We start from the raw sequence: 22085 nt of genomic DNA, 5'->3' as shown, positions 1-22085 counted from the left end.
ATTGAGAATATCAGCATGAGAATAGTATTTATGGGTACACCAGATTTCGCTGTAGCATCTTTAGATGCCTTGGTAAAAGCTGGTTTTGATATAGTTGGCGTTATCACAGCACCTGATAAGCCTGCCGGAAGAGGACAAAAATACAAGAATCTGCAGTAAAAAAATATGCTTTAGAGCATCATCTATACATTTTACAACCAGAAAAATTAAAAGCTCCAGAATTTTTAAAAGAACTAAAAGCCTTAGAAGCCGATTTACAGGTTGTTGTAGCTTTTAGAATGTTGCCAGAAACCGTTTGGAATATGCCAAAATTAGGAACCATAAACCTTCATGCATCTTTATTACCACAATACCGTGGGGCTGCACCTATCAATTGGGCTATTTTAAATGGAGAAAAAGAATCTGGTGTAACTACCTTTTTCTTAAAACACGAAATAGATACCGGTGATATCTTATTCTCTGAAAAAGTTGATATTACCGATGATATGACTGCTGGGCAATTACACGATGAATTGATGTTTGTAGGTGCTAAATTACTTACAGAAACCGTTACAGCTATTAAAGAAGGTAATTACAAAGAAAAACCACAAGATGATTTTGATATTGCTGTACTTAAACATGCTCCAAAAATATTTAAAGACGATTGTAAAATCATCTGGAACCAACCCGTACAAAAAGTTTACAATCACATTAGAGGATTAAGTCCATACCCCGCTGCTTTCACTTATTTATTAGATAAAACTTTCAAGATTTTCACCGCTCAGAAAGAGAATGCCGTTGTTCATATACAACCCGGCGAATACCTTACAGACGGCAAAACATTTTTAAAATTTGCCGCTTTAGATGGCTTTATATCTGTAAAAGAAATTCAATTAGAAGGCAAAAAAAGAATGCAGATAGAGGAGTTTTTAAGAGGTGTTAAGTTTTAGGTGATTGGGTGGTTAGTTGGTTAGGTGGTTAGGTATTAGTTGGTTAGGTATTAGTTGGTTAGGTGGTTAGTTTGTTAGGTGGATGGCCTGATAGTTATCGTGAGTTAGGTGCTTGCTATTTAAATTTCTTGGTTAAGTTTTTCTACTAAAAACCTTGAAACTTCATTAAAATACCTTTTTCTATTAAAGCCCATTACCCATTGTATACCTTTGGTAGCGTTGGTTAAGAATACCTCTTCGGCCATATTTAGTATTTCAGGGTTTATTTGTGCTTCAACAACTTTTAAATCATTTTTTTGTGCCAGTTGCATCACTACTTGACGCATCACGCCACCTACGCAACCTTCGCTTAAAGCAGGTGTATATAAATTACCTTCGTAAACAATAAATACATTTGCACTAATAGCCTCGCATAAAAAACCATGCTGGTTTAAGATAAAAGCCTCATCTAATTTATGATGCTTTTTATACAAACCCGCCATCACATAAGTTAAGGCATTACAGGTTTTAAGGTTAGATAATCTGTTTACGGCCTTAGGAATATCCTCATAAACATCTAAAATTAAACCTTTAGCATTTATATCATAATAAGGAGAATCTAAAGGACTAACCTCTAAACTATAACCGCTTTTATTTTGATCTGGCGTATACAAGCCACCAGCATTTCTATAAATGTTTAACCTAAATCTGGCATTTTGCGTAATCTTATTACGCTTGCAAAGCTCCTCTGTTTTATCTTTTAAAAAGTAAGCATCTAATTGCGAATAGCCTTCAATTTTCAAAGTTTTCATGCCACTTTGCAACCTATCGGCATGTAAATCAGCAAAATTTAGTTTTCCCTTTGCCATACGCATGGTCTCAAAAATACCATCTCCGTACCTATAGCCTCTATTATCTATAGCCAGTAGCTTTTCGTCTTCCTGATAAATCTCTCCGTTAAAATTGATAAAGCGTTTGGCCATAGCATGCAAATTTAGAAATTGAACGTTTCTTTTTTAATAAGATTTTAATGATGTTGGATATAATTCGTCCATTTTTCTATAACCTGCTTAAAATCATCAGGTAATGCTGTTTCAAAATGTATAAACTGTTTACTTACTGGGTGTATAAAGCCTAAAGATTGTGCATGTAACGCCTGTCTAGGGATAACCTGGAAGCAATTTTCTACAAAAGCTTTGTATCTGGCTACCAAAGTTCCTTTTCTTATTTTATCTCCACCATAAGGAGCATCGTTAAATAAAGGATGCCCAATATGTTTCATGTGCGCTCTAATCTGATGGGTTCTGCCTGTTTCAAGCTCACAAGCTACCAAGGTAACATAATTAAAACGCTGCAAAACTTTATAATGCGTAACAGACCATTTTCCTTTTTCAGGATCATCGTAAACATCCATTACTTTACGGTCTTTGGCACTTCTGCCTATATAACCACTTATGGTACCATCGGTTTCCAAATCGCCCCAAACCAAAGCCAAGTATCTTCTGCTAATGCTATGATCAAAAAACTGCTTGGCCAAGAAAGTCATCGCTCTTTCGTTTTTACTGATGATTAATAAGCCAGAAGTATCTTTATCTATACGATGAACCAAACCCGGCCTGCCATCATTTCCGGGTAATTGTGGCAGTTGGGTAAAATGAAAAACCAAGGCATTTACCAAAGTACCGCTCCAGTTACCAAAACCAGGGTGAACCACCATCCCAGCTTTTTTATTAACTAAAAGTACATCATCATCTTCATAAACTATTTCTATAGGAATATCTTCAGGGTAAACAGTATTATCTCTTGGCGGATGTGGTAAAACAATAGAGATATCATCCTCTGGTTTTACTTTATAGCTGGCTTTCACTGGTTTATCATTCACCAATACATTAGCCATTTCTATAGCATTTTGAATACGATTTCTTGAAGCATTTTCTACACGATGCATCAAAAATTTATCTATTCTTAGTAAAGACTGACCCTTATCTACCTTAATTCTAAGGTGCTCATATAAGTCACTCTCGTCTAAATCTGATGCTTCTTCATTAAAATCCATAGACAAAATTAAACCTTTTGCAGAATTTTCAATCAATTAGTAAAAAATGGTATCACATTTGAGCTCGCACACGTACTATGAAAACTAGAAAAACAAATTATGAAAGACTTTACTAAAAAATTCGTATTCGTACTTAACTTTTTTCCATTTCTTATTAAAAAGATATACTTTAGGAATTGAACTAAATCAATCCTAAAATGGTAAAAATCGCTCATTTTTCTAAAAAAATAGCCTTAACTCTTTCAATTTTAAGCGTTTCGGCTGCCTCATTTGCTCAAGATGATATTGGGGCTATTGTAAAAGCAGGTACAGGAGACGCTACCAAGTTAGCTCAAGCTTATCTAAATCCATTTTTCAGAGGCTTCGGTTTTGGAATGAATAGTGGATGGTTTAACTCTGCCAAAACCAAAAATCTAGGAAAATTTGATTTAAGAATACAAGCAACCGGAGCTTTTGTACCTCCAGCAGAACAGCGTTTTGATGTTACTAAATTAGGCCTATCATCAAGTACGAGATTAAAACCTGGACAAAACAAACTAACCCCAACTTTATTTGGTGATGACAATGCAGGTTCTATATTACAAATATTAGATGATAATGGTATTCCAATAGAAGAATTTCAAATGCCTGAAGGCACAGGATTCAATATTGCTCCATCTCCACAAGTACAATTAACCGTAGGTTTAATAAAAAATACCGACGTTTCTGTAAGGTTTGTTCCATCAACAAAACTTGGAGATGGTGGTCAAATAAATTCATGGGGTGTTGGTATCAAAAAAGAAATTACCTCTTTTTTACCCGGAAAATCAGAAAAAATTATCCCTGTTGACATTTCATTAGCTTTTGGCTATAACCAAGTTAATGTAGATTATAAATTTGCTATCGAGGACCAAATTAATGAAGGACCTAATCCAAATGCAGATTTAAATCAAAGAATAGAATCAAAACTATCAGGTTTTACTGTAGATGCAATTTTATCTAAAAAATTAGCTGTTTTCACACCCTTTGTTAGTGTAGGTTATAATACCGCCAAAACAGAATTAGGAATATTGGGAGATTATATTATCAAATCAGGTCTCGGACAAAACGATACAGAAACTATTAAAGACCCAGTTGTCATCAATGAAAAAAGTATTTCAGGAATGAGGGCAGGTGTAGGCTTTTCTTTACACCTAGCTATCTTTAGGTTGTATGGTGCTTATAATATTGGAGAGTATAATGCCGTAACCGCAGGTATAGGTTTTGGTATAGGTAAATAAAGATTTTAAAATTAGTTTAAAGCCATTCTTTAATCAGGATGGCTTTTTTTATTTTGCATGATGCTTAATTTACAGTTTGACAGTCCAGAGGAAGAAGTATCCTACCCCATCTTTAAGCAAAAAAATATCAGGCTCTTTGTTAAAAGAGACGATTTAATACACCCTTTTATTTCTGGTAATAAATGGCGAAAATTAAAATATAACCTCTTAAAAGCATCCGCAAACCAACAAAACCATTTAGTAACATTTGGCGGAGCTTATTCTAACCATTTATTAGCCACCGCAGCCGCAGGGGCCAAATTTGGTTTTAAAACTACTGCTTTTGTAAGAGGCGAAGAGGTAAATAACAGCTTACTCAATTTGTGTAAAATACATGGCATGCATTTAATTTTTACCAGCAGAGATAACTATAAAAATAAAAAGCACCTTTTTGATGAATATTTTGCTCATGACCCAAAAGCATATTTTATTGATGAAGGTGGCGCTGGTAAAGAAGCAGAATTAGGTTGCAGAGAAATTGTAACAGAACTCCAACAAACTTACGATTATATTTTTTGCGCTGCTGGTACAGGTACAACTGCTGCAGGTATAATCAACGCAATTGACTTAAATAAATTAGATAGCACATTTGCCATGGTTCCTGTATTAAAAGGTGGCGCTTTCTTAAAAAATGATATTGAACCTTTACTGATAAATAAGCCCAATTATCTTTTACTAGACCAATACCACTTTGGTGGATATGCTAAAACTACTTCAGAACTGATACAATTTATAAAGGATTTCACATCTAAAACAGGTATTTTGTTAGATCCAGTTTATACCGGGAAAGCTATGTTTGCTATACAAGATTTAGCTCAACAAGACTTTTTTAAAGCTAACAGTAAAATATTGATGATACATACCGGAGGTATTTTTGGGATATTAGGTATGTTAGATAAATTCTAGTTTTTTTAAAGTAACATCTTCATCTACATTAAATCATTTTGGCTTTACAGGGTGTTTTTCGTATATTATAACCAAATCCTACAGTTATGTATAAAATTGATATAGTCCCAAAAGAAGTAGAAAAAGTTTTAAGTAAACATGTATTGACAGATGGTTACGATTTACTTTTTGATATGGAAAGAAGTAATGGTGTACATATTTATGACAGCAAGCATGACAGAACCCTTTTAGATTTTTTTACTTGTTTTGCATCTGTCCCTTTAGGCTATAACCATCCAAAAATGTTAGCAGATGAAGGTTTTAAACAAAACCTGATGCTTGCAGCGTTAACCAACCCTTCAAATTCTGATATTTATACAGCACAATATGCACAGTTTGTAGATACCTTCTCTAGAGTTGGTATTCCAGATTATCTGCCTCATGCCTTTTTTATTGCTGGTGGTGGTTTAGCTATAGAAAATGCTTTAAAAGCAGCTATGGATTGGAAAGTACAAAAGAATTTCACCAAAGGTTATCAGCAAGAAAAAGGCTTTAAAGTTTTACATTTTGAACAAGCTTTTCATGGAAGAACCGGCTATACGCTTAGTTTAACCAATACCTTACCTAATAAAACAAAATGGTTTGCAAAGTTTGATTGGCCTCGGGTTTCAAACCCTAAAGTAAAATATCCCTTAACAGATGAAAACCTACAAGATTTAATTCAGCGAGAAGCTAAATCTATCCAAGAAATTAAAGATGCCTTCAAACATCATCAGGATGATATATGCGCTATCATCATCGAACCTATACAAGCAGAAGGTGGTGATAACCATATCAGAAAAGAGTTTTTAGAACAAGTACGCCTACTTTGCGATGAACATGAAGCACTACTTATTTATGATGAGGTACAAACTGGTGTAGGCTTAACAGGTAAATTTTGGTGTCACCAGCATTTTGGAGAACATGCCCGACCAGATATTATTGCCTTTGGAAAAAAAATGCAGGTTTGCGGAATTTTAGCTAGCAAGAAACTAGATGAAGTAGAACATCATGTTTTCAAAGTGCCTTCCAGAATTAATTCTACTTGGGGAGGTAATTTGGTAGATATGGTAAGAGCTTCAAAAATTTTAGAAATTATTGAAGAAGACCAGCTTTGTGCGCATGCCGCTGAGGTTGGAAATTATCTTTATGAGCAACTTCAACAAATAGCGGGAGAAGATGAACGCATAAAAAATGTAAGAGGAAAAGGTTTATTATGTTCTTTTGATTTTGATACACCAGAGCAAAGAAATCATTTTGTAGCTAAAGGGATGGAACACCATGTCATGTTTTTAGGATGCGGCCATAGCACCATCAGATTTAGACCTGCTTTAATCATGCAAAAGCACCATATAGATGAAGGTATGGAGGTGATGAGAAAAGTATTAAAAGAAATTTAGAACCAATTTTAAAATTTATCACCTGATTCATCATTTTTAGATGAAGGCTTCCAGAAAATAATTGGCAAGACTTTTATAGTATAGCTATATCTATCTATAAAACAAGCTTATGAAAAACATACAGGAAGTCCAAGCATCCGCTATAAAGCGAGATGGTAAAAATATAAGTCTTTGGCAACATGTAGAATCTCCTTTAATCAATACGCATCCATCATCGTCTAAGCATTATGATGTTATCATTATTGGAGCTGGTATTACAGGTTTAACAACAGCTATTTTATTACAAGAAGCTGGTAAAAATTGTATTATTTTAGACCATCATGCTCCTGCATTTGGCACTAGTGGCGGTACAACAGCGCACCTCAACACCTATTTTGATACTTCTTATCCTCAAATTGAAAAAGATTTTGGTGAAGATGCTGCCAAACTAGTTGCGCAATCGGGTAAAGAAAGCATACAACTCATTAATGATTTAATAGACCGTTATACCATTGATTGCGATTTTACTTATCTAAATGGTTTTTTGTATGCGGAGGATGAAAAACAAAGTGAAGAGTTAAATGAAATATTAGCATCATCTAAAAAAGCAGGTGTTGTGGTAGAAAGAGCAGAAAGTAACCATATACCTATTCCTTTTAAGGATATTATATGCTTTCATCATCAAGCGCAATTTCATCCGGTAAAATATTTAGCAGGTTTAACTAAAGCCTTTCAGGATTTAGGAGGCATCATCAAACTAAATACTTTTGTTGATGAAACAGGTTTTGATGAAGGATTCCACTTTGCTAAATCCGAAGATATAAAAATTTTAGCTCATCAGCTTGTACACGCTACACATTACCCACAAGGTATAAATCTATTCAACTTTACTTGTGCACCTTACAGAAGTTATGCTATTGCCGTTAAACTTGAGGATGAAAACTATCCAGATGCTTTGGTTTATGATATGCAAGACCCTTATCATTATTTTAGAACGCATACAGAAAATGACGAGAAGTACCTTATTGTTGGTGGCGCCGACCATAAAACCGGACATGGTGATCCAGAAGAATCTTTTAATGATTTGATTGCTTACGTAACATCTTATTATCGTATTAAGGAAATCACGCATAAATGGTCTTCACAATATTATATACCAGCAGATGGCCTACCTTATATTGGGCATTTTACTGGGCAAGAAGAAGGGTGTTATGTTGCTACCGGATATAGCGGTAACGGGATGACATTTGGAACTTTAGCTGGTTTAATGATTAGTGATGCTATTTTAGAAAAGCAAAACAAGTTTAAAGATTTATTTAATCCTTCGCGGATTAAACCTATTGCTGGTTTTAAAGAATTTGTAAAAGAGAATAGCGATGTAGCATGGCGATTTATTAAAGACCGTATATCTTCTAAAAATTTAAGTTCTTTAGAGGAGATTGAAAATGGACAAGCAAGCCTTATCACACATGATGGTAAAAAAATTGCCGTTTATAAAGATGAGCAAGGAAATTTACATGCTTTACAAGCTACATGCACCCATGCTGGTTGTATTGTAAACTGGAATGCAGAAGAAAAAAGCTGGGATTGCCCCTGCCATGGCGGAAGATTTGATATTGACGGACATGTTTTGGCTGGCCCACCACAAACAAAACTTCAAAAAATTGAGATAGAGTAGCATTTTGCTCTTCTATCTCAATTTATCATTTCTTTAAACAAAAGCACTAAAGCCTGTAATTGCCCTACCAACAATTAAGGAATTTATCTCTTTAGTGCCTTCGTAAGAGTAAATAGCCTCAGCATCTGCAACAAAACGAGCTACATCGTATTCTAGTAAAATCCCGTTTCCACCCATTACTTCTCTTGCTCTACTTACCACATCGCGGGTACGCATAGTACAAAATACTTTTGCTAGGGACGCATGTTCATCTGTTAATTTACCTTCGTCTTGCAGCTTAGAAAGCTGAAAAACTAGGGTTTGCATAGCTGTAAGATTAGAAAGCATTTCTACCAAATGGTTTTGTATCAATTGAAAAGAGGCTATTGGCTTACCAAACTGAACACGCTCTCTGGTATATTTCAAAGCGCTTTCATAAGCACCTCTTGCACACCCAACAGCCATCCAGGCAACACCTGCTCTAGTCATTTGTAAAACTTTGGCAACATCTTTAAAAGAATTACAATTCTGTAATCGGTTTTCTTCTGTTACCACACAATCTGTTAAAATGATAAGGCCATTTTGAACAATCCTTAAAGCCATTTTATTTTCTATCTTCTCCACAGAAAAGCCAGGATTACCTTTTTCAATAACAAATCCTTTTACCTGATTATCGTCTAAATCTCTAGCCCAAACGATGTTAACATCTGCAAAAGTGGCATTACCAATCCATTTTTTCTGGCCATTTAAAACCCATGTATCACCATTTCTTTTGGCTGTTGTAGTTAAACCTCCTGCTGCCGCAGAACCAATTTCTGGCTCGGTTAATCCAAAAGAACCTATCAATTCCATTTTTTGCATTTTAGGCAGCCAACGTTGCTTTTGCTCATCAGAACCACATATGTAAATAGAACCCATCGCCAAGCCACTTTGTACGCCAAAGAATGTAGCAATAGAAGCATCTATCCTACCTATTTCGGTTGCTATAATACCTTCCATTAAAAAAGAACGATTAGGACAGCCATAACCCTCATAAGTTAATCCGCAGATATTTAACTCGGCCATTTTAGGTATAATCTCATGAGGAAACTCGGCCCTGTTCCAATATTTATTAACAATAGGCTTAATCTCAGTTTCCATAAAAGCTCTTACTTTTAATTGTAAGGCTCTATCTTCGGGAGATAAAGAATCAGAAAGTTCATAAAAATCGCCATTTATAGGAGGTAATTCTTTAACTTTTTTATTACCTCCAACCATTTTCATCAAGCCTGCAAGCTGCTTTTCATCAAGCTTGCTAAATTGGGTCATGACTTCTTTTAAATCTACTTTTTGGGAAAGCGCTTCCAATTGCTTGAAATCAACAGACTTAAACAACTGATAAATATTCTTGACTTTTGAAAAAACGTTAGACATATGTTAATAATTTGATAAATTAATTAACAAGATACACTTTAGCTAGATTTTTAAAAACCAAGAATGATAAAATGACAATTATTTTAAATCGAAGAGGTTATCTACTCCTAAAATCTTTTTAGAAAGGAAACCTTCTGCAAAAGGTACTTGTATAGATTTACCCATTTCTCTGCTCCTGCCGATGATAACTTCTAAGAAATCTGGATTTGAAATATACGTTTGTGGTTCATCAAGTGTAAGGCCTGGTATATGAAATTGGGTTTTATAAGCCCTTATAGCTTCAAGCTTTTGCTGATGGTAAGGCGTAATATCAATAACAATATCTGGCTTTATATAAGTATCTTGGATAAAGGAAAGCAATAATCTTGGGCGATGCGCAGCTTGCGATACACTTTGATAAGTCGTTTTAATTTTTGGTAAGCCAGCTAAAAAACAAGCATCATTAACCAACTGAAAAGCCTTTCCGTGATCTGGATGCCTATCATAATGGGCGTTAGTGACAATTATTTCTGGCTGATATTTTCTAATCACTTCAATAATTTGAAGCTGATGCTGTTCATCGTTTTGGAAAAAACCATCTCGCATGCGTAGGTTTTCACGGATATCAAGACCCAAAATTTCAGCTGCTTCTGCTGCTTCTTCATCTCTAGTTTCTGCAGAGCCTCTTGTGCCTAGTTCACCTCTAGTTAAATCTACTACGCCAACCTTTTTACCCATAGCTTTATGCTTAAGAATAGTTCCGGCGGCACCTAATTCAACATCATCAGGATGAACGGCAATACATAATAAATCTAATTTCATGCTTATTTGGTAACGCTTAAGAGCTTTTGGATTTTCTTTTTCACACGAGCGGTATTGGGCTTGGTAAAGGGATAGAAAAAGTCTACCACCTCACCTTTAGAATTCACTAAGAATTTATGAAAATTCCATCTTGGTGTAGATCCTACTTTACCATTTAATTCTTTATTAGACAAGAATTTAAATAAGGGATGTGCATATGGACCTCTTACTTTTACCTTTTTGAAGATAGAAAACTTGGTGTGATAATTAATACTACAGAATTTACTTATAGCATCGTTTTCTAAGGGCTCTTGCTGACCGAAATCATTACTTGGAAAAGCTAAAATCTCAAATTTTTCGCCTTCAAAAGTTTGCCTAAGCTCTTCTAAATCTTTTAGCTGAGGAGTAAAACCACATTCAGATGCTGTATTAACAATCAATAAAACTTTCCCTTTGTAGGCATCCATACTCACTTCAGTTCCTTTATTATTTTCTACACGGAACTGATAAACTGTTTTTTCGCTCATTACTGATAAGTGTAATATCCTGAAGCTAATATGATAGCCTCAATGTCTCTTTCCTGCTCTACGTCATATTTGGCCTTTAAATCATGACCAAACATTTTTGCTACAGATTGTAAAAAGAATGCAGGAACCCTTCCTTTCGTTTCTTTTAAATGATCAAAGCTAGAATTGCCTGTTTCTCTATCTATCAATTTAATTAAAATATCACCTTGTGTGATGGTCATATTTTTAATCTCACGATTAAACAAATCTTTAATCTCTTTCTCACAACCTTTAACTAACTCTTTTTGTTTTCTTTTATTAGAAGTGAGCGCTAAATCTTTCTCTAGTTGTCTGTATCTTTGTCCTGCAAAACGAGCGTAGGGCAAAACTTTTAGAACATTATATTTTAATCGTCTATATTTTGCTAAATCCTCTGGAGATCTAAATATCCTTCTGTCTACCACAGAAACTTCATTTAGAACTACCCAAGGGACTAGGATGCCATCAACATCTGCTAGTGCCACTTTAATAGTGTCGTTTTTGCCAGTTATAGGTAAAACAGGTTTTTGTGCCATTACGTAAAATGACATTAAGGAGAAAATGAATCCTAGAAAAAAACCTTTGATTTTCATAATTTTAATATACAAATTTATCACTTATTAATTACCTTTCTGCATAATAAGTAACCCAATAATTGTTAGAAGAAAGTAAAATCATTTGTGCTACAGATAATTTTTAGATGAAAGACTACATAATAGATTTAGAAGCAGAGAAATCAGAGATATTGAAACGTTACAGAGCCCTGCTAAGAGCCTGTAAACCAACAATGAAGAAAGGCGACAAGAAGATGATTAGACAGGCATTTGATATGGCTGTGGAGAATCATAAAGACATGCGCCGTAAATCTGGTGAGCCTTATATCTATCATCCTATTGCCGTAGCACAAATAGCCGCAGAAGAAATTGGCTTAGGTACAACTTCTATTGTTTGCGCTTTGTTACACGATGTTGTTGAGGATACTCATATCTCCTTAGAAGATATTGAAAGAGAATTTGGTAAAAAATGTGCTAAAATTATTGATGGCTTAACTAAAATTTCAGGAGTTTTTGATGCTAACAGCTCTATGCAAGCAGAAAACTTCAGAAAGATGCTCTTAACCTTAGCTGATGATGTTAGGGTAATCTTAATTAAGCTAGCAGACCGTTTACATAATATGCGTACCATGGATTTTATGCCGCGAGACAAGCAGCTTAAAATTTGTTCTGAAACCGTTTATTTATATGCTCCACTGGCACACCGTTTAGGTTTATACGCTATAAAATCTGAATTGGAAGATTTATCCATGAAATACATGGAGCCAGAAACTTATAAATTCATCGCTCAAAAGCTTAATGAAAAAAAGGCAGAAAGAGAGTTATTTATAAAAGAGTTTATAGGTCCAATTAATAAAATTTTAGCCGAACAAGACCTACATGCCAATGTTTTAGGAAGACCAAAATCTATCCATTCTATATGGACCAAGATGAAGAAAAAAGGTATTCCTTTTGAAGAAGTTTATGATTTATTTGCTATCCGTATTGTTTTAGATAGCAAACCTGAAAACGAAAAAGCAGACAGTTGGAAAGCCTATTCTATTGTAACAGATTTATATCGCCCAAATCCAGACCGTTTAAGAGATTGGATTTCATCGCCTAAAGCAAATGGTTATGAATCTTTACATACCACTGTGATGGGGCCAAAAGGGCAATGGGTAGAAGTGCAGATAAGAACACAACGTATGAATGAGATTGCGGAGAAAGGTTTTGCCGCACATTGGAAATATAAAGAATCATCATCAGACAGTGGTTTAGACCAATGGGTACAAAAAGTAAGAGAGCTTTTAAGCAATCCGGAAGCCAATGCTTTAGATTTCTTAGATGATTTTAAGATGAATTTATTCTCTGATGAGATTTTCATCTTCACCCCAAAAGGCGATTTAATTCAGCTCCCTATAGAAGCCACTGCTTTAGATTTTGCTTTTGAAATTCACTCTGATATTGGTGCTCGTTGTATTGGCGCTAAGGTAAACCATAAATTGGTTCCTTTGTCTTATAAACTCCAAAACGGAGACCAAGTAGAGGTCATCACCTCAGGTAAACAAACACCAAAAGAAGATTGGCTAAATTTTGTGGTCACCGCAAAAGCTAAAGCCAAAATTAAATCATCCTTAAAAGAAGAAAAACGCAAAATAGCAGAAGATGGTAAAGAGATTTTAGAACGTAAGTTGAAATCTCTAAAAATCACTTACAATTCTGATAATATTTATAAACTGAGCTATTTCTTTAAACTACAATCTACACAAGATTTATTCTACAATGTAGCTAAAGGTATTATTGATTTAAAAGACCTGAAAGAATTTGCCGCATCAGAAAAAGTAGTAGAGCAAAAACCACAGCAAAATATAGATTCTGAGAAAATACAAAACATCATTAAACAGGTTAAATCTAACGATAGTGATGTTTTATTAATTGGCGAGGATATGCAAAAGATAGATTATAAGTTATCTAATTGTTGTAACCCTATCCCCGGTGATGATGTTTTTGGCTTCGTAACCGTATCAGACGGAATAAAAATACACCGTACCAATTGCCCTAACGCAACCAAATTAATGTCGAGCTTTGGCTACCGAATTGTGAAGGCTAAATGGAACAGTCAAAAGCAATTAGCCTTTCTTACCGGCTTAAGAATTACAGGTATTGATGAAGTTGGCTTGATAAATAACTTAACACAGGTTATTTCTAATGATTTTAAGGTGAATATGCGTTCTATAACGATGGATACGGAAGACGGTATTTTCCAAGGCACTATTATGATATATGTTAATGATACTCAACACCTTGAAAACCTAATTAAGAAGATAAAAGAGGTGAAAGGTATTACGGATGTACTACGTTTTGACTCTTCTGAGGAAACAATATCAGTAAAAAACTAAAAAGCATTTAGCTATATTGTAAATTTTGATAACTTTGACAACTAAGAATCGCCATGGCTGTACAAGAAACCATTGAGATGGTAAAAAAAATTTTCGAATCTTATCTGGAGAACAAGAATCTTAGAAAAACTCCCGAAAGATTCGCCATACTCGAAGAAATATACTCCAGAACAGATCATTTTGATGTAGAATCTCTCTACATCCACATGAAAAATAAGAAATACCGTGTAAGCAGGGCTACTGTTTATAACACGCTAGAACTCTTGTTATCTTGTGATTTGGTTACCAAGCACCAGTTTGGCAAAAACATGGCTCAGTTTGAAAAATCCTATGGTTACAAACAACACGACCATATTATTTGCTTGGATTGCGGTAAAGTAGTTGAATTTTGCGACCCTCGCGTTCAACAAATACAAACCATGATGGGCGATTTACTTAAATTTAATATCCAGCACCACTCTTTAAATCTTTATGGTAATTGTACCAAACTAAGTAGTGGTTACTGCGAATCTTACAACAATAAAAACTAATTAATTTATAATGGCTGTTGATGTTTTATTAGGCCTTCAATGGGGCGACGAAGGTAAAGGGAAAATTGTTGATGTTTTAGCACCTCAATACGACCTTATCGCTCGTTTCCAAGGTGGCCCTAATGCCGGGCACACTTTAGAGTTTGATGGCAAAAAATACGTTCTTAATACTATCCCTTCTGGAATTTTCGAGAAACACACTTTAAATCTTATAGGTAATGGTGTGGTTATAGACCCTATCATCTTAAAAAGAGAATTAGATAAATTAAAAGATGCTGGCCATGATTTGCTAGCAAAGAAAAATCTGTTAATTGGTCGTAAAGCCCATTTAATTTTACCTACACACCAACTTTTAGATGCTGCATCTGAAAAGAAAATGGGCGATGGCAAAATTGGTTCTACTCTTAAAGGAATTGGACCAACCTACATGGATAAAACTGGTAGAAATGGCTTAAGAATTGGCGATATCAGTTTACCTGATTTTAAAGAACGCTACCAGAAACTGGTAGAAAAACACAAAAGCATTTTAGCACATTACGGAGAAGTTGAAGATTTCTCTGAAAAAGAAGCTGCTTTTTTTGAAGCGATTGAATTGATTAAAAAATTCCCTTTCGTGGATAGCGAGCATTTGGTGAATGATTACCTAAAACAAGGAAAAACCGTATTAGCAGAAGGTGCACAAGGTACCATGTTAGATATTGATTTTGGTTCTTACCCTTTTGTAACTTCATCTAACACCACAACAGCAGGTGCTTGTACTGGTTTAGGTGTGGCACCAAAAAACATTGGCGATGTGATTGGTATTTTTAAAGCTTACTGCACACGTGTTGGTGGTGGACCCTTCCCTACCGAGCTAGACAATGAAATGGGCGAAGAATTGAGAAAAATTGGTAACGAGTTTGGTGCTACTACTGGCAGGCCAAGAAGAACCGGTTGGATTGATTTACCAGCTTTAAAATACGCTATTTTATTAAATGGTGTTACCCAATTGGTGATGACTAAAGCTGATGTTTTAAGCGGTTTTGATAAAATATACGCTTGTACCCATTACAATTACAATGGCGAAACCATAGATTATATGCCTTACGATATTTGCAGTATACAGCCAGAACCTGTTTACGAAGAATTAGAAGGTTGGAATGAGGATTTAACAGGCATACGCTCGCCAGAAGAGGTGCCTACAAGATTAAAAAACTACATTGCTTACTTAGAAAAGCATTTGGAAGTTCCTATTAAATATTTATCTGTTGGACCAGACAGAGTACAAACACTAACCATGTGTTAAATAAAAAAATCCGAAGCTAAGCCTTCGGATTTTTTATTTTCTTGCCTAAGTTTGCAGCAAATGATGCAGTTAAAGATAGAGGATAAGTTTGCATTTAAGCAACAAGCTTTAAGGTGGGCAAACCAGCATGAATACTGTGCCGTTTTTGATTCGCACCAATACCAAGACCCCTATTCTACTTTTGATTTATTAATAGCTGTTGATAGCATAGCTACCTTAGAAAGTCCTTACGGGGATGCTTTCTCTAAGCTAGAGGATTTTAAAAATACTTACCAAAACTGGTTAATTGGCGGTTTTGCTTACGATTTAAAAAATGAGTTAGAAGATTTAATCTCTAACAACGAAGATTCATTAGCTTTCCCAGATCTATTTTTCTTCGTACCCAAACATCTTATCCTTATAAAAGGTGATGATTTGAGTATCATTAGTTCTGATGCTGAACAAGTTTTAACTAATATTTCTAATACCATCATCACAGAAGAAGAGCAAGCCATACCTTTCGTTAATATCAACTGCAAATTCTCTAAAAAAGAATATATAGAAACTATTAAACAAATACAGCAAGAAATAGCGGCAGGAAATATTTATGAAACTAATTTTTGTATTGAGTTTTATAAAGAACATACAAGCTTAAATCCTATACAAGTTTATGAAAGGTTAAGTCAACTATCTCCTACCCCATTTTCTAGCTTTTTTAAATGGAAAGACAAATACGTTTTATGTGCTAGTCCAGAACGTTTTTTAGCCAAAAGAGGGAATAAAATAACTTCGCAACCTATAAAAGGAACTGCCAAAAGAGGAAAAAATCCGGAAGAAGATAAAGCCATTAAGGAAGCCCTGGCAAATCATCCAAAAGAACAGCAAGAAAACGTCATGATTGTTGATTTGGTGAGGAATGACCTAACTAAATCTGCTAAAAAAGGCACAGTTGCCGTAGAGGAACTTTTTGGTATTTACAGCTTTAAACAAGTTCATCAAATGATTTCTACCGTTGTTTGTGAAGTAGATGAAAATTTGAGTATAACAGAAATCATTAAAAATACTTTCCCTATGGGAAGTATGACAGGTGCACCAAAAATTAAAGCCATGCAATTGATGGAGCAGTATGAAAAAAGTAAAAGAGGCATTTATTCTGGAGCTATAGGCTATATCACACCCAATCAAGATTTTGATTTTAATGTAGTCATCAGAAGTATTTTATATGATGAGAGCTCCAAATATTTATCTTTTCATGCTGGTAGCGCCATCACATTTTATGCTGATGCAGAAAATGAATATGAAGAATGCTTATTAAAAATTAGCGCTATGCTAGCAAGTGTTAATGGAAGTGTGGAAATTGCTACGAAAAATAGATGATAGACAAAAATAGTTGAAAAACTAGCGAATAATCAGAAATTAACAATCTAAGCAACTAATAATTTTACGCACACATTAATAAAAATTTTTCTTTACAAATTAAATTTTATTATTTAGAAGTTACTTTATCATAATTTTTAATCATGAAAAATAATATTTTCCAAAAAAACAAAGTTAAATAATAGGTTAATTATGGAGATATTTTTTTTTAGATTGAAAAGATTATAAATTGATTACTTTATAGTATATTCATTTAATCCTGACATATTCAATGTTAGAATTAATGTTAGCAAAAACGCAGGACAAACAGTTAATCATGTACATATTTACTTAATTCCAAAATATAAAGGAGATGCTGAAGAGCCAAGAGGCGGTGTTTGAGGTGTGATTCCTAGTAAACGGAAATATTGATATAATGAATACAATTGCATTTATTGATACAGAAGTTGAACCTAAGAGCGGAAAAATTCTTGACATTGGAAGCATCAAGGATAATGGAAGTTCTTTTCATAAAACTTCGATAGCTGAGTTTATACAGTTTCTCAATGGAACGCAATTCGTATGTGGACATAATATTTTAAATCACGACATCAATTACATTGGGAAAGCACTCAATGATGCAGGAATAAGTTCGGCAAACATCATTGATACGCTTTTTCTATCGCCTTTGCTATTCCCTACAAAGCCTTATCATTCGTTACTCAAAGACGACAAACTACAATCCGAAGACACAAATAATCCGTTGAATGATTCAATAAAAGCAAAAGATTTGTTGAATGACGAAATCGCTACTTTCAAACAGACTGACGACACACTCAAACAAATTTTTTATTTACTTTTAATCGACAAAAAAGAGTTCCACTCTTTTTTTCGTTACATCTCATACAACAGCACAAGCACTGATATTGAAAAACTAATTCGTAAAAAATTTAAAAACGAAATTTGCGAACAAGTTGATTTAGAAAAAATAATTTCAGAAAAACCAATTGAACTTGCTTACTGTTTATCGCTGATAAATTCTTTCGTTCAATTCAAGAAAATAAATTCTATAACACCACCTTGGGTTTTAAAAAATTACCCCGAAGTTGAGCTGATAATGTTTCGTTTGAGAAACAAACCTTGTGTGAGTGGTTGCGAATATTGTAACAGCGTTTTAGACGTACATAAAGGATTAAAAAAGTTTTTCGGCTTTGATTCTTACAGAAGTTACGGAGGCGAACCGTTACAGGAAAAAGCGGTTAAAGCCGCAATTGACAACAAATCTATACTTGCAATTTTCCCGACAGGTGGCGGAAAATCAATCACGTTTCAAGTTCCTGCTTTAATGAGCGGTGAAACTTCAAAAGGTCTGACGATTGTGATTTCGCCTTTGCAATCGCTAATGAAAGACCAAGTCGACAACCTAGAAAAAATCGGAATTACAGATGCGGTTACAATAAACGGTTTGCTTGACCCGATTGAAAGAGCAAAATCTTTTGAACGAGTGGAAGACGGTTCGGCCTCCATTCTTTACATATCACCTGAATCGCTACGCTCAAAAACGATTGAGAAATTAGTTTTAGGTAGAAAGATAGCTCGTTTTGTTATTGACGAAGCTCACTGTTTTTCTTCGTGGGGACAAGATTTTAGAGTTGATTATTTATACATCGGAGATTTTATCAAATCCATTCAGGAAAAGAAAAATCTTGAAGACGGCATCCCTGTTTCTTGCTTCACAGCAACAGCAAAGCAAAAAGTAATTGAAGATATTCGGGATTATTTCAGAGAAAAACTTTCACTTAATCTTGAATTGTTTACTTCAATAGCATCACGAACAAACCTTCAATACAAAGTATTTGAAAAAGGCGATGAAGAAGAAAAATACCAGGCAGCGAGAGATTTGATTGAAGAAAAAAATTGTCCGACTATTATTTATGTTTCAAGAACACGAAAAGCCTACACGCTTGCAGAACGATTAAAAGAAGATGGTTTTAGTGCAAAGCCCTATCACGGCAAAATGGATAAACAAGAAAAATCTGAAAACCAAGATTCGTTTATCAATGGAGAAACTCAAATAATGGTGGCTACTTCTGCCTTTGGAATGGGTGTTGACAAAAAAGACGTTGGAATGGTCATCCATTATGAAATTTCCGATTCACTTGAAAACTACATTCAAGAAGCAGGACGAGCGGGGCGAGACGAAAACATTACGGCAGATTGTTTTGTGTTGTTTAACGAAGAAGATTTGAGTAAACACTTTATTCTTCTAAATCAAACAAAACTTTCCATTAAGGAAATACAGCAAGTTTGGAAAGCAATAAAAGAAATTACAAGACTTCGTTCAACGGTTTCAAATTCCGCTTTGGAAATTGCTCGAAAAGCAGGTTGGGATGACAATGTTGTTGAAATTGAAACACGAGTAACAACAGCCATTGCAGCGTTGGAAGATGCAGGATATTTGAAACGCGGACAAAATATGCCACGAGTTTTTGCTAACAGTATTCTTTCAAAAAACGTACAAGAAGCCATTGCCAAAATCAATGCCTCGGAAAAATTTGTTGGTAATCAAAAAGAAAAAGGTGTCCGAATTATAAAAAAACTTTTTTCAAGTAAAAGTAGAAAACAAGGAAGCGATGAGGCGGCGGAATCAAGAATTGATTACATCAGCGACCATTTAGGAATTGTAAAAGAAGAAGTGATAAACATTGTCAATCTTTTGCGAGAAGAAAAGATTTTAGCCGATGCAAAAGATCTGACCGCTTTTATCAAAAAAGGTGAAAATAAAAATCGTTCATTTAACATCGTTGACACATTCAGTAAAATTGAAAACTTTTTGCTTCCAATTATTGAAGAAAAAGAAAAAGTACTTCACATCAAAGAACTGAACGAACAAGCCGAAGAAAAAAGACTTGACGACATCAGCACCAACAAGATTAAAACGATACTTAATTTTTGGGCAATTAAAAACTGGATTAAACGTAAAGGGCTAGAATCCAAAAATCACATTGCTATTCTTTCGCTACACCCAAAAGAATTATTGAATGAAAAATTAGAGAAAAGACACGCTTTGGCAAAATTCATTGTTGAGTTTCTCTATGAAAAAAATAATATATACGCTACAGAAAAAGATTCTACAAAAGAAGAAGTATTAGTTGAATTTTCCGTACAGGAATTAAAAACCGCTTACGAGAAAAGTTCAAGTTTATTTAAAGTAAATATCAATCTTGACGATATTGAAGATACACTATTTTACTTGTCAAGAATTGAAGCGATAAAAATTGAAGGCGGTTTTTTGGTTGTGTATAATCGTTTGACCATTGAACGAACAGAACAAGACAATAAAAAGCGATACACAAAAGACGATTATCAAAAACTAAATCAGTTTTACGAAAGTAAAGTTCAACAAATTCACATTGTTGGCGAATATGCCAAAAAAATGATTGAGGACTACAAGAGTGCTTTACAGTTCGTAGAAGATTACTTTCACTTAAACTATTCATCATTTCTAAACAGATATTTTCCAGGAAGTCGCCAAAATGAAATCAAACGAAATATTACGCCTGCAAAATTCAGACAACTTTTTGGAGAACTTTCGCCTACCCAATTAAAAATCATCAACGACAACGAAACAAAACACATTGTTGTAGCAGCCGGTCCCGGAAGTGGAAAAACAAGAGTTTTGGTTCATAAATTGGCTTCACTGCTTTTAATGGAGGATGTAAAACACGAGCAGTTGCTTATGATTACATTTTCTAGAGCAGCAGCAACCGAATTTAAAAAGCGTTTACTTAAACTCATTGGAAATGCAGCAAACTTTATTGAAATAAAAACATTCCATTCCTACTGTTTTGATTTGTTGGGCAAAGTTGGTAGTCTAGAAAAATCAGACGATATCATCAAAAAGACAGTTCAGAAAATCAAAAATAATGAAGTTGAGGCAAGTCGAATAACAAAAACCGTTTTGGTAATTGACGAGGCACAAGATATGGATAAGGATGAATTTAGTCTCATAACTACTTTAATGGAGCAAAACGAAGAAATGCGAGTGATTACTGTTGGTGATGATGATCAAAACATTTATGAATTTAGAGGAGCAAGCGCAAAACATCTTGAACAATTTATTCAAGAAAACAATGCAGTTAAACACGAATTAGTCGAGAATTACCGTAGTAAAAGCAATCTTGTTGACTTTTCAAATCAATTTGTAAAGCGAATTTCACACCGACTAAAACAAACGCCAATTATTGCACATCAAAACAACAACGGAAAAATAAAGATTGTGAAATACCAAAGTGAAAACCTCATCAATCCACTTGTGCAAGACATTCTTGCCACAGGACTTAAGGGAACAACTTGTATTTTGACAAAGACAAATGAAGAAGCGTTACAAATCACAGGGTTACTCTTAAAAAATAATGTACAGGCAAAACTCATTCAGTCAAATGACGGTTTCAGTTTATACAACCTTAATGAAGTCCGCTATTTCTTAAATCAGTTAAATCTAGCTGATGATATATATACAATAACTGATGAAATTTGGTTAAACGCAAAACGTGAAGTGGTTAATAAATATCGACACAGCACTAAATTGGAAATTTTAGGAAATATTATCAAAGAATTTGAAGCATCAAATCCAAAAAAGAAATATAAGTCAGACTTAGAAGTTTTCATTCGTGAATCAAAACTTGAAGATTTTTATAGTGAAAATGGCGAGACAATTTTTGTTTCAACTATTCATAAAGCAAAGGGAAAAGAATTTGATAATGTTTTTCTAATACTTGAAAACTTCAATCAATCAACAGACGAAGCAAAACGACTTTTGTATGTTGCCGTGACAAGAACAAAAACAAACTTGACAATTCATCTCAATTCAAACATATTTGACACCATCACAGCAGACAATTTAGAACGAATTGAAAACAAAGAAATACATTTGCAACCGAACGAATTAGCAATGCACTTGTTATTAAAAGACGTTTGGCTAGACTATTTCATAACCCGACAACACTTGGTTTCTCAACTAAAAGCGGAGACCAGTTGACC

16 protein-coding genes and 1 pseudogene are annotated in these 22085 nt (G+C 34.4%); 11 read left to right on the top strand and 6 right to left on the bottom strand.

Annotated elements, in window-relative coordinates; translation table 11 throughout:
- Positions 1 to 15: 15 nt before the first annotated feature.
- Positions 16 to 929, top strand: a pseudogene (gene fmt, locus FYC62_RS02235) (methionyl-tRNA formyltransferase).
- 119 nt (positions 930 to 1048) lie between these two features.
- Here the strand turns inward: fmt and FYC62_RS02230 are convergent.
- Positions 1049 to 1891: an aminotransferase class IV gene (locus tag FYC62_RS02230; RefSeq protein WP_039449478.1), complete on the bottom strand. Its 843-nt coding sequence runs from the start codon at positions 1889 to 1891 to the stop codon at positions 1049 to 1051.
- A gap of 44 nt (positions 1892 to 1935) precedes the next feature.
- Positions 1936 to 2964 (bottom strand): RluA family pseudouridine synthase, encoded by a 1029-nt coding sequence (locus tag FYC62_RS02225; RefSeq protein WP_039449604.1) that lies wholly within the window; start codon positions 2962 to 2964, stop codon positions 1936 to 1938.
- 197 nt (positions 2965 to 3161) lie between these two features.
- Between FYC62_RS02225 and FYC62_RS02220 the strand changes: the two genes are divergently transcribed.
- The 4 genes from FYC62_RS02220 to FYC62_RS02205 all read left to right on the top strand — a co-directional run bounded on the left by FYC62_RS02220 (position 3162) and on the right by FYC62_RS02205 (position 8243).
- Entirely contained in the window at positions 3162 to 4223 is a 1062-nt protein-coding gene (locus FYC62_RS02220; protein WP_149073749.1) for a DUF6588 family protein, read from the top strand.
- A 60-nt stretch (positions 4224 to 4283) separates the two neighbouring features.
- Positions 4284 to 5168: a 1-aminocyclopropane-1-carboxylate deaminase/D-cysteine desulfhydrase gene (locus FYC62_RS02215; RefSeq protein WP_168199351.1), complete on the top strand. Its 885-nt coding sequence runs from the start codon at positions 4284 to 4286 to the stop codon at positions 5166 to 5168.
- 86 nt (positions 5169 to 5254) lie between these two features.
- A complete protein-coding gene (lat, locus tag FYC62_RS02210; RefSeq protein ID WP_039449481.1) occupies positions 5255 to 6586 on the top strand; it encodes an L-lysine 6-transaminase in 1332 nt (443 codons plus the stop codon).
- Between the two features lie 109 nt (positions 6587 to 6695).
- Positions 6696 to 8243: an FAD-dependent oxidoreductase gene (locus FYC62_RS02205; RefSeq protein WP_039449485.1), complete on the top strand. Its 1548-nt coding sequence runs from the start codon at positions 6696 to 6698 to the stop codon at positions 8241 to 8243.
- Between the two features lie 33 nt (positions 8244 to 8276).
- On the opposite strand, the gene FYC62_RS02200 is transcribed toward FYC62_RS02205, so the two are convergent.
- The 4 genes from FYC62_RS02200 to FYC62_RS02185 form a co-directional block, all read right to left on the bottom strand.
- Positions 8277 to 9635, bottom strand: a complete 1359-nt coding sequence (locus FYC62_RS02200; RefSeq protein ID WP_039449488.1) for an acyl-CoA dehydrogenase family protein — start codon at positions 9633 to 9635, stop codon at positions 8277 to 8279.
- A gap of 78 nt (positions 9636 to 9713) precedes the next feature.
- Entirely contained in the window at positions 9714 to 10436 is a 723-nt protein-coding gene (gene bshB1, locus FYC62_RS02195; RefSeq protein WP_149073748.1) for a bacillithiol biosynthesis deacetylase BshB1, read from the bottom strand.
- A 2-nt stretch (positions 10437 to 10438) separates the two neighbouring features.
- On the bottom strand, positions 10439 to 10942 hold the full coding sequence (locus FYC62_RS02190) for a glutathione peroxidase (RefSeq protein WP_039449494.1): 504 nt from the start codon (positions 10940 to 10942) through the stop codon (positions 10439 to 10441).
- On the bottom strand, positions 10942 to 11553 hold the full coding sequence (locus tag FYC62_RS02185) for a DUF4294 domain-containing protein (protein WP_052176793.1): 612 nt from the start codon (positions 11551 to 11553) through the stop codon (positions 10942 to 10944). The genes FYC62_RS02190 and FYC62_RS02185 overlap by 1 nt, the downstream gene beginning before the upstream one ends.
- Before the next feature lie 107 nt (positions 11554 to 11660).
- Between FYC62_RS02185 and FYC62_RS02180 the strand changes: the two genes are divergently transcribed.
- The 6 genes from FYC62_RS02180 to FYC62_RS02155 all read left to right on the top strand — a co-directional run bounded on the left by FYC62_RS02180 (position 11661) and on the right by FYC62_RS02155 (position 22083).
- Positions 11661 to 13892 (top strand): RelA/SpoT family protein, encoded by a 2232-nt coding sequence (locus FYC62_RS02180; protein ID WP_039449495.1) that lies wholly within the window; start codon positions 11661 to 11663, stop codon positions 13890 to 13892.
- A gap of 53 nt (positions 13893 to 13945) precedes the next feature.
- On the top strand, positions 13946 to 14422 hold the full coding sequence (locus FYC62_RS02175; RefSeq protein ID WP_039449498.1) for a Fur family transcriptional regulator: 477 nt from the start codon (positions 13946 to 13948) through the stop codon (positions 14420 to 14422).
- A gap of 10 nt (positions 14423 to 14432) precedes the next feature.
- Positions 14433 to 15707, top strand: a complete 1275-nt coding sequence (locus FYC62_RS02170) for an adenylosuccinate synthase (protein WP_149073747.1) — start codon at positions 14433 to 14435, stop codon at positions 15705 to 15707.
- A gap of 60 nt (positions 15708 to 15767) precedes the next feature.
- On the top strand, positions 15768 to 17063 hold the full coding sequence (locus FYC62_RS02165) for an anthranilate synthase component I family protein (protein WP_317131506.1): 1296 nt from the start codon (positions 15768 to 15770) through the stop codon (positions 17061 to 17063).
- Positions 17064 to 17291: 228 nt separating this feature from the next.
- Positions 17292 to 17444: an HIT family protein gene (locus tag FYC62_RS18105; RefSeq protein ID WP_149075822.1), complete on the top strand. Its 153-nt coding sequence runs from the start codon at positions 17292 to 17294 to the stop codon at positions 17442 to 17444.
- A gap of 34 nt (positions 17445 to 17478) precedes the next feature.
- Positions 17479 to 22083: a RecQ family ATP-dependent DNA helicase gene (locus FYC62_RS02155; protein WP_205943757.1), complete on the top strand. Its 4605-nt coding sequence runs from the start codon at positions 17479 to 17481 to the stop codon at positions 22081 to 22083.
- Positions 22084 to 22085 lie beyond the last annotated feature (2 nt).

It is taken from the genome of Pedobacter aquae (genome assembly GCF_008195825.1).
Lineage (GTDB): Bacteria > Bacteroidota > Bacteroidia > Sphingobacteriales > Sphingobacteriaceae > Pseudopedobacter > Pseudopedobacter aquae.
This window is presented reverse-complemented; position numbering and strand designations above follow the sequence as displayed.

Excerpts from the sequence above, each read along its gene's own strand:
- FYC62_RS02205 (WP_039449485.1), top strand. The coding sequence starts at position 6,696 with ATGAAAAACATACAGGAAGTCCAAGCATCCGCTATAAAGCGAGATGGT.
- FYC62_RS02185 (WP_052176793.1), bottom strand. The coding sequence starts at position 11,553 with ATGAAAATCAAAGGTTTTTTTCTAGGATTCATTTTCTCCTTAATGTCA.
- lat (WP_039449481.1), top strand. The coding sequence starts at position 5,255 with ATGTATAAAATTGATATAGTCCCAAAAGAAGTAGAAAAAGTTTTAAGT.
- FYC62_RS02175 (WP_039449498.1), top strand. The coding sequence starts at position 13,946 with ATGGCTGTACAAGAAACCATTGAGATGGTAAAAAAAATTTTCGAATCT.
- FYC62_RS02170 (WP_149073747.1), top strand. The coding sequence starts at position 14,433 with ATGGCTGTTGATGTTTTATTAGGCCTTCAATGGGGCGACGAAGGTAAA.
- FYC62_RS02165 (WP_317131506.1), top strand. The coding sequence starts at position 15,768 with ATGATGCAGTTAAAGATAGAGGATAAGTTTGCATTTAAGCAACAAGCT.
- FYC62_RS02155 (WP_205943757.1), top strand. The coding sequence starts at position 17,479 with ATGAATACAATTGCATTTATTGATACAGAAGTTGAACCTAAGAGCGGA.
- FYC62_RS02180 (WP_039449495.1), top strand. The coding sequence starts at position 11,661 with ATGAAAGACTACATAATAGATTTAGAAGCAGAGAAATCAGAGATATTG.
- FYC62_RS02215 (WP_168199351.1), top strand. The coding sequence starts at position 4,284 with ATGCTTAATTTACAGTTTGACAGTCCAGAGGAAGAAGTATCCTACCCC.
- FYC62_RS02190 (WP_039449494.1), bottom strand. The coding sequence starts at position 10,942 with ATGAGCGAAAAAACAGTTTATCAGTTCCGTGTAGAAAATAATAAAGGA.
- bshB1 (WP_149073748.1), bottom strand. The coding sequence starts at position 10,436 with ATGAAATTAGATTTATTATGTATTGCCGTTCATCCTGATGATGTTGAA.
- FYC62_RS02220 (WP_149073749.1), top strand. The coding sequence starts at position 3,162 with ATGGTAAAAATCGCTCATTTTTCTAAAAAAATAGCCTTAACTCTTTCA.
- FYC62_RS02200 (WP_039449488.1), bottom strand. The coding sequence starts at position 9,635 with ATGTCTAACGTTTTTTCAAAAGTCAAGAATATTTATCAGTTGTTTAAG.
- FYC62_RS02225 (WP_039449604.1), bottom strand. The coding sequence starts at position 2,964 with ATGGATTTTAATGAAGAAGCATCAGATTTAGACGAGAGTGACTTATAT.
- FYC62_RS02230 (WP_039449478.1), bottom strand. The coding sequence starts at position 1,891 with ATGGCCAAACGCTTTATCAATTTTAACGGAGAGATTTATCAGGAAGAC.